The 14050-nt window shown below is 48.0% G+C and carries 8 protein-coding genes; 2 read left to right on the plus strand and 6 right to left on the minus strand.

Translation table 11 applies throughout. From position 1 onward, the window contains the following. Positions 1–498: 498 nt before the first annotated feature. Positions 499–2196 (plus strand): type II CAAX endopeptidase family protein, encoded by a 1698-nt coding sequence (locus tag MKZ12_RS24270; protein WP_339257199.1) that lies wholly within the window; start codon positions 499–501, stop codon positions 2194–2196. On the opposite strand, the gene uvrC is transcribed toward MKZ12_RS24270, so the two are convergent. After that, positions 2165–4252, minus strand: coding sequence for an excinuclease ABC subunit UvrC (gene uvrC, locus MKZ12_RS24275; RefSeq protein ID WP_339257201.1), 2088 nt, complete (start codon positions 4250–4252; stop codon positions 2165–2167). The two genes, MKZ12_RS24270 and uvrC, sit on opposite strands and share 32 nt — an antisense overlap. Positions 4253–4679: 427 nt before the next feature. Then, positions 4680–4997 carry a thioredoxin gene (gene trxA, locus MKZ12_RS24280; RefSeq protein WP_036605788.1) on the minus strand — a complete coding sequence of 106 codons (318 nt, stop codon included), beginning with the start codon at positions 4995–4997 and terminating at the stop codon, positions 4680–4682. Between the two features lie 265 nt (positions 4998–5262). Between trxA and MKZ12_RS24285 the strand changes: the two genes are divergently transcribed. Then, positions 5263–5418: a hypothetical protein gene (locus MKZ12_RS24285; protein WP_017692450.1), complete on the plus strand. Its 156-nt coding sequence runs from the start codon at positions 5263–5265 to the stop codon at positions 5416–5418. A 125-nt stretch (positions 5419–5543) separates the two neighbouring features. Here MKZ12_RS24285 and dnaI read toward each other — a convergent pair whose 3' ends face one another. From dnaI to MKZ12_RS24305, 4 genes are all read right to left on the minus strand, one after another. After that, positions 5544–6494 carry a primosomal protein DnaI gene (gene dnaI, locus MKZ12_RS24290; RefSeq protein ID WP_253440604.1) on the minus strand — a complete coding sequence of 317 codons (951 nt, stop codon included), beginning with the start codon at positions 6492–6494 and terminating at the stop codon, positions 5544–5546. 251 nt (positions 6495–6745) lie between these two features. Beyond that, complete coding sequence (locus MKZ12_RS24295) at positions 6746–9541, minus strand: alpha-mannosidase (RefSeq protein ID WP_339257203.1); 2796 nt, start codon at positions 9539–9541, stop codon at positions 6746–6748. Beyond that, a complete protein-coding gene (locus tag MKZ12_RS24300) occupies positions 9538–12717 on the minus strand; it encodes a beta-galactosidase (RefSeq protein WP_339257205.1) in 3180 nt (1059 codons plus the stop codon). Before MKZ12_RS24300 ends, MKZ12_RS24295 begins: the two co-directional genes overlap by 4 nt. Further along, on the minus strand, positions 12714–14033 hold the full coding sequence (locus MKZ12_RS24305) for a glycoside hydrolase family 125 protein (RefSeq protein ID WP_339257206.1): 1320 nt from the start codon (positions 14031–14033) through the stop codon (positions 12714–12716). The genes MKZ12_RS24300 and MKZ12_RS24305 overlap by 4 nt, the downstream gene beginning before the upstream one ends. Between the last annotated feature and the right edge of the window lie 17 nt (positions 14034–14050).

The raw sequence follows: 14050 nt of genomic DNA on the forward strand, positions 1-14050 counted from the left end.
TGAGTATCTTCCACCTCTTCTGCAATGAAAATAACTCCACACCCGTGGAGCCTTCTTCATCTGAAATGCTGTTGCCAAACGTTAAACATGTATGAATCAGATTAAAACGACATATATAATGAAGTTGGAATATATTCTATTCGTTCCCTTGTTGGGCGAAAGACATGCGAATCGTTGCACATTTGCTTCAAAATTATAAGCGCTGCAGCGTTTGTAGACAAAACGGTTTTTGTGTAAATAGCATCGAATTCAGCCAAAAAGGGAAAAACTCAGATATGGCGACGAATGAATCAGATTCTTTCGATCCTTTTCATTCGTTTTCAAGGATTTACACCCGTTTTCGTTAGATCATTGGCATTCGGTGTATGGCCTGTGCTATGTTAACTTAATATCCATATTAGTGCGTGTTCAAAAAGGACAGTTTTCAGTACCAAGAAGATGGGATGAAGCTAGAAACTTTTTGAACAACCTCTATTAAATAAGGAGGAACAACATTACATGAATCCCTTAGGGCAGCCTTTGCTACTCAAGGCTAACTTCAAGCGTCTGGGGTTGCTTGCGGCGATTGGCCTGATTCTATTTTTTGTATTTCAGATCTTTCCTGCTACCTCATCGCAAACAACCGAAATTTCGTCCACGTCCTTCATAAGCAAGGAGCAGGCGACGCAAGCCGCACGATCATTCGCAGCTTCTGTGGATGACTATACTTTGCCAAATGATGGTGGAAAACCCTTGGTAACCTACCAGACACATTCCGATATCTACGGGTATATGGCCAAAACCAAACAACTTGATACCTATAACCAGAAATGGGAAACAAGCTATCCTTACGATGTATACCGCGTTCGTTTGCCTGACATAGACAGAGGCGGTTATCTTCATGTTGACGTACATATGAAAACAGGAAAAGTGGTCGGCTTCAAACGGGAACTGCCTTCTTCCCTCTACACCGCCATTGAGGCGGAGCAAAGCACCGGGAAAGTGACCACATCGCAAGTACTTGCCGAAGGCAATATGTCACTGGACGAGAAAGAACAGTTGGCGGCTGGCGTTCTGACCGAATTCGGTTATGAAGTGCCCACACTTCAACTGGATACTCGCGATGGTGAAGCGGGACTGAAGTATACAGATCCTGCAAAAGTCATTGGAGATTCCAAACTTGAACTGAATTTTACGTTTGAAGATGGAGCCGTACGATCATTCGATCCTGGCTTCTCGGTCCCTGAATCCCATACCGACTATGTAAAAGCTCAAACGCGCCAAGCCAATTGGATGACGTATGGTGGCTATGCATTCCTGACCTTTGTTCTGGGCGTGCTCGCCATCATCTATAGCATTCTGACCCGAGCACATACGTCCTTCAAACGCGGGATCATTCTCTCGCTGGTGTATTTTGCAGCATCGGTTATTGGTACGCTGAACATGATTCCACTCTTTCAGGCACAAGGGCTCTCCAGCTTCATGTTAGCGTTCCTGATGTTATTGCAGACAGGTATTACACTGGTCATGAGTGCAACCATCTATCTGTCCCTCGTTGCCGGTGACGGCATGTGGCGTAAAATAGGTCTGAATCCTTGGCCTCGTGCCAAAGAACCGGGATACGGAAAATATGTACTTCACAGTATGTTTGCCGGTTACCTGTGGGCATTCATTCTGTTGGGTGTTCAATCCATCCTGTTTTTCATTCTGGAGCGAAGCATCGGCACATGGTCAACGACGTCAGCAGATCAATCTACATTTAACATGACCTATGCCTGGCTCTTCCCGATCATGGCATGGATGGCCGGTATTGGTGAAGAAGCCGTCTATCGACTGTTCGGCATTCGCATGATGCAGAAGATTGTGCGTAACACGTTTATTGCCTGTCTGATCCCAACGATCATTTGGGCACTTGGACATACGTTATATCCGATCTACCCGGTCATAACCCGGCCCATTGAGCTGATGGTCATTGGATTGCTGTTCAGTCTGATCATGCTGCGTCACGGCTTCATTGCCGTTGTATTCGCCCATGTGATCTTCGACAGCTTACTGATGGGACTCAGCCTGGTCTTTATGGGAGATGCCCTGAATATGGCTGCCGGACTCTTCTGGATTGTACTCCCGGCCATCGTTGGATATCTTGTCTACAAATTCAATCCAAAACAAAAAGAGAAGCCGTATGTTACGACTCCTCATCCCGAAGTGCTGCAATAATCTGATTTGCCAACTTGTCACCAATAGATAGAGGCCGGAAGTCTTCGACGCTGGCCTCTTTTATTTTGCGCAAAGAGCCAAAATGCTTCAACAGGAGTTTACGCCGCTTCTCTCCGATCCCCGGAATGGCATCCAAACGTGATGTCACCATTGATTTGCCACGCTGTTCCCGGTGGAACGAGATCGCAAAACGGTGGACCTCTTCCTGTATCCGCTGCAACAGGTAGAATTCCTGACTATCCCGAGGCAGGGAGATGACTTCCGGTGGATTACCGATCATCAACTGTGAAGTCTTATGCTTCGCATCCTTCACCAGTCCGCATACCGGAATAAACAGCCCCAGCTCATTTTCCAATATATCGACCGCAGCCGAGATCTGCCCTTTACCACCATCGACCACAATCAGGTCAGGCTGGGTCAGGTTTTCTTTTAATACCCGCTCGTAACGGCGACGAATGACTTCCCGCATGGTTTCATAATCATCCGGTCCTTCAACTGAACGGACCTTGTATTTCCGATATTCCTTCTTATCCGGTTTACCATCGGTAAATACGATCATGGCAGATACCGGGTTTGTACCCTGGATGTTCGAGTTATCAAACGCTTCGATACGGTCAAGCTGATCCAGTCCAATAAAACGTCCCAGTCCTTCAGCAGCTTTGGATGTCCGTTCTTCATTTCGCTCAATCAGGCGGAACTTCTCTTCCAATGCTACACGTGCGTTATCCACAGCCATGGTGATCATCTGGCGTTTCAATCCACGTTGCGGGATGAGCACTTTGACCTCCAACCACTCCTGTAAAGCAGCAGCAACCTGAGTCGGGTCTTCCAGACCTGCTGGGAGCTTTTCAGTTGAAGCGGTTGTATCCGTTGTAAGAGCATCCTCTTGCATACTGTCAGGCTGTTCACCTTCTGACTCCGCGGAACTTCCATAAGCTGCACGGGTCTCAGCAACCAGTGGCTGGTTAGCGGTACTTTGCTCCGCTTGTTGCGCCTGATCAAACTCTACCGTAACTGCGGCAGGCACCGATCCATCAGCATCAGAACTCGTATCCGTACTGTCATCACCGGTCGGCATATCTTTGGGCATTTCCGGCAACAAAATTTCTTGTGGCAATGCCGGATTATCACTGTAATATTGCGTAACGTAGGACATGAAGTCACTATACGCCTCACCGTAAAACGGGAAAGTGGATACGTGACGTTCAATCATTTTACCCTGACGCATATATAGAATCTGGACACACATCCAGCCTTTATCAATGGCAAACCCAAATACATCCCGGTCTCTGGCATCGGCCATCGTAATTTTCTGTTTTTCCATCATCGCATCGATGGCGATCACCTGGTCGCGTAGTTCCTTGGCCCGTTCAAAATAAAGATCCTCCGCGGCCTCCTGCATCTTGCGCTGCAAGTCCTTCTTGATCTCTTCGTGACCACCGCTTAGAAATGAACCAATCTCTTGTGAAATCTGGTCATACTGCTCCTTCTCCACTTCCTTCACACAAGGGGCAAGACATTGTCCCATGTGATAGTACAGGCACACTTCTTTGGGCATTACACCACATTTGCGCAGTGGATACATACGATCAAGCAATTTTTTCGTTTGGTGTGCCGCATACGAGTTCGGATAAGGTCCGAAGTATTTGGCTTTATCTTTCAGCACACGCCGGGTTACTTCCAGACGGGGGTGCTTTTCATTCGTAATTTTAAGATACGGGAATGTCTTGTCATCCTTAAGCAACACGTTATAACGCGGCATATGTTTCTTGATCAGGTTACACTCCAGAATGAGTGCTTCCATATTGCTGCCCGTCACGATATATTCGAAATCACGGATTTCGGACACCAGACGCTGAGTCTTTCCGTTATGACTGCCGATAAAATAAGAGCGTACACGGTTCTTCAGCACTTTGGCCTTACCGACATAGATAATCGTGCCTTCACTGTTCTTCATCAGGTAACATCCAGACATATCTGGCAACAAAGCGAGCTTGTGACGAATCTGCTCTAATGCCTTCTCCTGATCCTGCAAATCATTCATGAATTGATCCATAATTCGGTGAATCCTCCTTCCCGAAAAAACTGAAATCCTGACGTTACATGAGTTACTCCGATGACAAAATGATCTTTTGGTCGCCCTAATACAAGAATTTTAATACCTTTATATCAATTAAACTAAAGATAATTCACACGAACACTACGATAACAGAACAACCTTCCAATCGCTGTTATCCCCAGATTTTTTGATTCTCTTTTTTAAAAGGGAAAATCCGGTGATAGCGTATGCTTCCGATGCAGCTTTCTTTCAGAAAGCTTTTAGGCGAACGCTTCGCTTCTACAGCTCATTGCTGTCTCCATTAACATGTAAATTTCCAGTTTCATTTTATATAAATAGTATACTTTATATTGTCCTATATAAAGGTATTCGACGCAAAACGCCCCCGGTATGTAAACCGGAGGCGTATGTTTAAGCCTGTAACTTATTGGTGTTTTTCAATAATTCCTTTGAGCGCATCTTTCGAGTTCAGACCAACCACTTTATCTACCGGTTGACCATCTTTGAAGAAAATCAACGTTGGAATGCTCATTACGCCAAAGCGGGAAGCAGATTCCGGATTTTCATCCACGTTAACTTTAGCAATTTTCACTGCATCGCCAACTTCTGTGGACAGCTCTTCCAGGATTGGAGCGAGCATTTTACAAGGACCACACCAAGGCGCCCAGAAATCAACAAGAACCGTTCCTTCGCCTTCTACTTCAGCGTTGAAGGATTGATCGGATACGTTAACAATAGCCATGAAATTGTCCTCCTTATATATACTTACGGTTTTATTTTAACCTGTAACGTCGTGAACGACACTTCCAGTATAACACAGGTACATTAAACTTGTGAATTGAACGCTGCAATGTTCATCTTCCCAACATCAAATCTTCACAATTACAGGATGTGGCATACCCACTGCAAAATCTTTACAAACGCTTTCTTTTCCAAGTATACTAAAATTACTCCGGGTTTGCAGCCGCTTCAGGCCAAGCTGTCATTCCCCATAAGGAGGCAATAACATGGATGCAAATGTGCGGATCAGCGACCCGCGTGAACATGTGAACGAGGAACCCCGCAACGATCTATTCGATCTGATCGCGGGTGTTGCCGGCATGGCCGGCCTGATGACAGTAATCTTTTTCGGTATGGTCATCTTCAAATTCCTCACCGAATAGGTTGCTCAGGCTCACGCAGGACCAGAAAAGCCCGGTTTTCGCGACAATGCGAAAGCCAGGCTTTTTTTGGGACTACTTATAATGTAAAAAGTACATTTTGCCGATCAGACCAAAAGAATTACCGGTTAACGTTTGCCGCGCTGATTCTCACCCCGAACGGAGATGACATCCACGAATGGACGAATCCGGTCCATGAGACGCTGGCCTTTATTCATTTCCTCGCCGTCCCGATTGGTGAAGCTAAGATGTTTTTCAAGCCCATCCAGATTGTAATTGGACGTATAGAACGTTGGTTTGCGATTCATCCGATAGTTCAGAATAGACCCCATCACATGATCCCGAACCCAAGGGTTCAGATTCTCTGCCCCGATATCATCAAAGATGAGCAGATCACAACTTTTCAGAACATCCGTCATTTCCTTCAGCTTCTGCCCTTCACTGATCATGGATTTCAGATCCTCCACAAAGTCAGGCATGTAAATAATGACACCCGTGTGGCCTGCCACCGCCAGTTCATGCAGCAGATAACACATCAAAAACGTCTTGCCTGTCCCGAATGTCCCTTCCAGGAACAGTCCTTGCGGAGATAATCCGTTCTCCTTGGTCTCCCTAATATAACGAAGCACCTGATTCACTGCCGGAGCACGCATCCGATCCTTGCCCATGATCTCCACGTCGTTATATCCAGCACTTAGCGCACGCTCATCCACATAGAAACTGCGAATGCGTTGCTTAATGATATGTTCATTTTGCCGGGCGACATGTTTGGAACAAGGTGCTTTTATATCTATAATTTCGGGTTTACCGTTAAAATGTTCTACTTCCAGTTTGCAAAAGTGGCCCTGAAAATCGTTAGGACAGTTGTCGAGTCCCGGACAATTCGCACAGTTCTTTGAGTCTTTGGCGTACTGAAACAGCTTGCTCAGATCGGTCATGAGCTGTGCATCTTGCAGTTCAGGATGACCTGCACGGAATTCGCGTACGTACGGATTTTCCATCAATTCCGCCGCAATCCGCCGCGATTGCTCACGAAAGGCAGGGTTCAGCTGCTGAAGCAGTCCTCCCAAGGATTCCATGGCTTCAAGCCCCCTTAATGTTTCAATATAGAATGAACAATTGAAGTGCTCCCTAGCCATGTTAATGGCATAGGAACTTTCGATCGTTTGCAATTCTACTGTTCATTCTATAGAAAAACAACCAATAACTCAACAGATACATCTGGTAAATAGCGTACCCCTTCCATCACCATACGTAATACCTGATTCATCGCATACTAGTAGTCCTGTACCTTTTAGTGCATGTCCAAAAATCTGTTTTTCAACCTCGTTTAGCGGCGCAAGCCGACAGTGATGATCTCACATGAATCAGCCTGTATGTTCCATTCCTTACTGGCAAATGATAATGTTGATGCCTCTTCTATGCTGTGGGTATGGAGCCTTTCGCCCTCTTCTTCCAATATGTTGCTCTTATACGCCAATTCGAATGGTTGCGGATTTGCTTGCGATGCAGCAAGCTTCAAGTTAACGGACTCGGTGGTCATATTGTACCAACGGAGCATCACATCACCGGAGTCTTCATTCACCTTGAGCGAAGAAAAAGCCAGGCCGTCCCCTTGCCATGCCAATGGTGTGCTGCTAGGTGTCAGATAACCCGGATGTACTTCCGTCTGTGCCAATGTCCATGGAACTTGGAACTGGTAGGCCTCCTTATATGCACCTGACGCTGCACCATTGCCATCGTGAGGAATAACCTCGATCTGAAATGTATGTTCACCAAGGCATTGTGCTTCCGGTGTCGGGAACAATCCCCAGTCTCCAAGTTCGCCCACAGCACGAAGCAACGTAACGGCGATGGTGTTTCGTCCATCCTGAAGAACTTCATATTCGTTCAGACCCAGATTGGCTACGACCAATCCCGCATCTTTTTCACTCACATCCACAAAACTCTGTTGATGTTGTGTGTTGCTTGGATTTTGCCACTCCGGTGCAGGTGTGTTATCACGTGTCGCAATTTCAAACATGGAGTCCACATGATGAACAGCAGATACAAGATCTGTTGGGAAGAGTGCGCGCACCCGATGATCCTTCGCCTGATTGTTGAAGGTGGTTTCCATTTGCACTCCTTTTCCACTACGGCTTAATGATATAACCGTACGGATCTGGAGGGGGATCATTTTAGTTGAACGCTGGGCTTTGCGATGTGGATAATAAATCAGTTCTCTCTGTTCCTGATCCAGCGTTTCATCCGCTGACTCCGGTATTTCCCAATGATGAATGACTTCGAACGAGGCCGAGTAGGATGTATCCTCAAGAACCCGAATCTCTGCTTGAAGGTCGCGTGTTGTTCGCGCCACTTCGTTCTCTGGCTGCTTGAACATGTATTCATTACCGATATCGCCCACATTTTCGTACACGCCAAGGTCATTGTAAGTCCGGCCTGTCCGTTTATCCGTGAGGGTGAATGAACCATTGTTCGCTATCGTGACGATCATATGTTGATTTTCCATGCCACGTTCACCACGCAACAAGGTAGTCGTTTGTGATGGAATACCACTCGTTGCGGCATCCGTAAAGTTGACCAATGCATACGTCTTCAGACCAAATGCAGCTACATTCTCTGTTTCAAAACGAATACGAACACGCCGACAGCTATACGGCTGGCGGAAGCGATCATCCGGCAGATCATAGCCGAATTGCAGACCCAGATCCTCCACCGTACATGGAATCTGCGTACCCTCTTCATCTACCAGGATACGATCTGACAGGTCAACAGCTTTCATCTGCACCGCCATCTCTTCCAGCGTATATCCTTCCCGGAAATATAACCGAGCCGCATCCAGTTCCATCTGAACCACACCGCTACGTTCCCAGCCCGTTGTATTAAATACCACAACAGGTCGAGCACTTTCGCCATAGCGTGCAAAGATGGAGGTATCCACGGCTGTGGCAATCTGATTGGTGCTGTCTTCAATTAATGCTTCTGCCACATGGCGGCTCTTATCAAATCGCGTCACCATCTCGCGATGCACCTCATCCACACTGCATCCACAGATGCTGTCATGCGGGTGATTCTGCATAAGCGTTTTCCAGGCATATGTCAGCTGATCATGTGGATAGGCATGCCCAAGCAGATAGGCGTAGGATGCCAGGGGTTCAGCCACCTTTTCCAGCATGGTCTGGCCCAGCTGGTTCATCTGTTTCAGATACACACGAGCCGAGGCAGTGTTCACTAGAGTTCCCCAGCCATCGGTACGTTGGCTGCGCAGTTCACCTTTGACCGTGGACAGCTCATGTTCAGCCGATGCTCTCAGGGCAGTCAGATAGTCTGGAAAGTTCGAGTGAATGAACTCGATATCGGGATATACTTGCTCAGCCATACGAATCGCTTCTGGCAGGTCTCGCTGAATCGGCTGGTGATCACATCCGTTCATGTATAACAACTCATTCGTGGATGCATATTTCTCCGCGTCGGCAAGCTTGGTTTCCCAGAACTTTCGGGCCGAAGCCTCGTCTACCGGAACTTCATTCCCGTTGGAGTACCAGTTGGCGAACAATACGCCGAGCACTTTCGATCCGTCTGGCCCTTCCCACATCAGCTCCGAGAAGCTCGATTCATATCCGGCATCCGATACCGTATTGTTGAATCCCGTAGGCTTCACACCGCGTCCAAAGAACACATTATCAATGCCGGATTGCTGCATCAGCTGCGGAGTCTGTCCAACCAATCCGAATGTATCGGGAAAATAACCGATTTTCGAAGGGTTACCGTAACGCTTGGCGTCCTTATGTCCAACCTGCATGTTGCGCACATTGGCTTCTCCACTCGTCAGAAAGGCATCCTGCAAAATGTACCATGGTCCAATCACAATACGTCCATTGCGGATATGCTTCTCCAGTCGTTCCTTCTGCTCCGGGCGAACCTGAAGATAGTCATCGATGATTATCGTTTGTCCATCCAAATAAAAGCTTTTGTACTCTGATCCCTCATCAAGCTGATCCAATAGTGAATCCACGAGCTGAATGAGACGCATATGGTGCTTCTCATACGGCAAGTACCATTCCCGATCCCAGTGGGTATGCGAAATAATATGTGCTCTTTTCGACTTGTTTGTCCGGTTGATCATCGTGTTACGCCACCTCTTTCCTCTTGTTGTACAATCTCAACCTCATCCGGGCGATATACGGCATTCAGCTCTCCGGCAGCATCTGTGGCAAACAGCACCGAACGATTTTTCTCCAATTGGAACGAGTACGATACACCCGTACGTTGATCCCTCACATGAACTTCATGGTTCAAGGCAAACTCCGATACAAATACATACAGATTTCCTTTTGGAAAACTCAGCTTCCGGCCGTAGATTCCAGCGATATCCCCACCGGATATCCATTCCAGCTCCTGTTCGACGCCCGAAATTTCAGTGGCATAACGATACAAGTCAGCAAGTGGTTCATCCCGTCCGTTTAACTCGAGCGGCAGTGGGGTCCAGATCAATTTTCCTTTACCCAAAGGCAAAACGGTTACTTCATCTGGTGTACTCTTATTCCCATGAAGTAAAGTCTCCTTCGCCACCTCGGCGATCCGACGTCGTCCATAGGTCACCCGGTGATTCACGCCATTAATATTCAGCAGCTCTTCCCGCTGCACGTTACCCAGACTGCGTTGGCCGACGATATGATCTGCCCGGTCACTTGTTTTCCAGTACGCATCCAGTCCCAGTGGCCCTGTAATGAGCAGACTCGTGCCTTCCTTCTCTGCAAACGTGAGCAATTGATGCAGTGCGTCGTTGTCCATATTATGCGGACTCGGCACGATAACCAGCTTCGGTGGCTCCTGCTTCAACGCTTCCAGATGATATTCGGATAACGCACGGAATGGCAGTTTCAGATCATAGGACATTACACGGGTCAGCTTCGTTGTGGCATCGTAGGCCAGGGCACGGTTGGAGAAATCATTGGAATACGGGAACACCACGGCAATATCCTCCAGCTCACGATCTTCAAAGAGATCACGAATGCCATGCATGAATCGGCCAAAATCATAAGACACATCCGCCTCCGGCTTCTCCGTGCCATCTGCACGCAGCGCTCCGATATGAGACTCATTGGCATTATCCATATAGAAGTTGGTGTTCCAGATCCATTGCACTGCTCCTGCGCCGCCTGTCGAGAAAGCATAGGCGTACTTGCGTTCGAGAATGCCGCGAAGCTCTTCTTCCGTACGTTTGGCTCGTCCATCCGGGGTTTCCACATACATGATGCCCGTCTCCTGAATGAGATTGGGCTTATGTGGCGTTTTGGCGAAAATGCCGTCCCAGATCAGATCATCGTTTAACCACCAGGAATGCACTGTTGTATAATCCACTTCACCTTCATAGAAGAACGGCGAAGGGCGCTGCGCACCAAGGGCCTCGTCCTGTCCCACAGTGACCAGATGATCGGGAACTAGATCCTTGATCGTACCTACAAGCTCTCTTGCCCAAACATTGTGCATCTCCATAGAAAAGAGACAATAATCGAGCCAGCGTGTTCCTTTTTTGGCCTTGTGCATATCCTGTACATCAAAATTAATCTCTTCCGGCTCAGGGATGACCGCGGCTGCAAAGTCGGGCAGTTGTTTCGGTGACATGTTCCATGCCTCCTGCAACGTTTCTATCGTCTTATGACGCTCCTGAAGCCACTCGACAAAGGCTTTCTGTTCATACGTATCCTTCGCCGAGCGTGGGCCAGCCGAGAAGATACGCACCGGATCAAACATCGATGGCTCATTAATCAGATCCCAATCCACATGTGTTGTATGCGTGTGACGACTAACGATGCTGCGGATGAAACGTTTCTGTGCTTCGACACTTTGCGGGTCCAAATACGGATTCGTCCCTTCCCATGTCTCCGGTGTAAAGGAGAAGAAGGTAAACGTGACCTGCAAGCCATGCCGCTTCGCTGTTAACAGGAAAGCATCAATGGCACGCAGCACGTCCTCAGCCATGTAACCGTCCACCTGCATCATATTGCGATAAGCGGTCCAGATTCCCGTCCGAATCCAGTTGATCCCGGCTTTCGCCATCTGTGCCATGTCGCGATCCCAGACATCCGCGTTCGGCAGAAACAGAAATTTCCGTGCCACATCCGAGGTCATGTAGGTCATACCCACAACAGGGAGAGGTCGTCCATCTTTCACAAAATAATCTCTGCTGCGGGTGATTACTTCCCCTTCTGCCAGCAATGCGGCATCCTGTCCCCAGAAGCCTTGCCGAAGGATTCGAACTTCCCCATCAGGTGCCTGTGCACGGCACACAATCCGATACAATCCACTTTCAATGGAAACCGGGAGAAGTATGCGTTCGAAACGCTGTTCACCGGAAAGTTCCATATCCAGTCGATGGCCCCATACCTTTTCTGCCATGCCATTAGCGCGATTCTCATGCTCCACTGTTATGTCGAATGTCCACCGCTCAGACGCTGTACATCTGTTGCCTGCTCGCTGTAAAATCTGACCTTGAAGTGTGAGTACTGCCCGCTCATCCGGCTCATACGAAGCATAATTCGTTTTCAGAGATAACTCGGTTACACCTTGCGCACAGAACTGTGCCCACTTCATGATCTCAGCAGCACCATCCTGCTCCCAGAATGAAGGGGTCAACGGTAGATGTACGAACATCCAGCGCGAACCAACGAAAGTCCCGCGGGAGTTTTCCCATAGGACGATTGGGGCAGCAATGCTTCGATCATCTTTGTTGATCCCGCGAAGCAAAGAGTGAATCTGTGTACTCATCGTGCCTGCTGAACCCATCTGGTGCGGCAAATCACTGTTTTTGGTCGTATGCGGAACCAGATTCCATGTATCTGAATTCTCGAAAAGTCCTTCTTTTCCGGCCAGAAGCGGGATGTGCTCAGATGAAGTGAACGATTGCACACCGGCAGCAGATACGTTCAACGCCTCATGAATGTAGAGTTCCTGATGATACGCGGTCTGCTCGGACTCGACGACCCATGCTCCATTCTCATATCGAACCGGGCGTTTAAATGGTGCGCCCCCCACACTGATCAAGCTTCCACCCTGATGCAGATAAGCTGCAATCTCCGTCCAGGCGGACTTGGGGAAATAGGGCGCATGTAGATTGATGAAACATCCTTCACCAGCCGTCGCTTTCAACGCCTCTGCAAGTTCATCAGCGTTCACAACACTAATCTCTTTGACTGCTTCCCACGTATTCAGAGCCTGTTCAGTTGGAAAAGTCCCATCCACTGGAAACGCAGGGTCAGCGAAGATAATCAGCTTTTGATTTTTAGGTTGGATACTCATAATAGGCCATCCTTCATGGATGTATAGACCAACTGGGAGAACAGGCTGTTGGACCATGCAAACCATTTTCGTGTAAAGATCGTTGGATCATCGGCGTGGAAGCCTTCATGCATATATCCGGTATCTGCATCTGTCGCTTCAAGCATGCGGATAATCTCCAGTTTCTCCTCGGCAGACTGCGCAGTCAATCCTTGCATGGACAATCCCATATGCCAGATATAATTCGGCGGGGTGTGCGGGCTACCGATTCCTTTGGCAACCTTTCCCTCATAGTAAAATGGATTCTCTTTGCTCAAAGCAAAGCGGCGCGTATTCTGATAGATTGGATCATCCGCTGTGACGTAACCCAGATAGGGGATGGACATGAGTCCCGGTGTACCGGCATCGTCCATGAGACAGTGGTTGCCATAACCGTCCGTCTCGTACGCATAGATCGGTCCAAATTCGGGATGACGATAAATACCATACAGCTGAATGCCGTGATCCACGTCCTGCTCCAGATCCTTCAATTCCTGCAAAAGTTCCATATCCCGGAACACCCACTCGGCAAACTCCTGCATCTGACGCAAAGCAACAACCGCAAACATGTTGCCAGGAATGTTGTAGTGGAAGTCACACGCATCATCACTGGAACGGAAACCGGACCAGATCATACCTGTGTAGTTGACTGGCATGCCTTTTCCGTGATTGCGCAAGGAATCTGTCGGGATACCGTTATTGCGAGTGAAGCGATACGGAGATTGTTCCATATGATGCTGTTCGACTTTGAACAGATCCACAATTTTACGCATCGCTGCCTTGAAACTGGAATCAAAAATGTCAGTCAGCTCGGTTTCCTTCCAATATAGATAGGCCAGGCGCACAACGAAACATAATGAGTCAATCTCAAATTTGCGTTCCCACACCCAAGGGGACATGTCGGTCTCGTCCGTGGTGTTCCAGTGCCAGTCATTGGCCGTCTCATTGAAGGCATTGGCATATGGATCGATATGAACATACTGGATATGACGTTTGATCAGCCCGCCGATGATGCGTTGCAGGTCCTCGTCTTCTTTTGCAAACGGAATGTAGTGTACGACCTGCTCCACCGAATCACGCAGCCAGGAAGCCGGAATATCTCCTGTGATGACAAAAGTGGTACCGTCCTCCATCAACTTGGTTGTTGTTTCAATGGTATTGGGGAAGCAGTTTTTGAATAATTGTAGCAGCTTTGGCCTATGAGCCAGTTTCTGTTCTGCTTCTTCGAGCACGGCCTGAATGGATTGTGGCAAAGCAACAGGCGGCATGGGTATTTTGGGTAATCTAAACTGTTCCATGGATGAGTGCAACTCCT

Origin of the sequence: Paenibacillus sp. FSL R5-0713, from assembly GCF_037973325.1 — a bacterium.
Taxonomy (GTDB): Bacteria; Bacillota; Bacilli; order Paenibacillales; family Paenibacillaceae; genus Paenibacillus.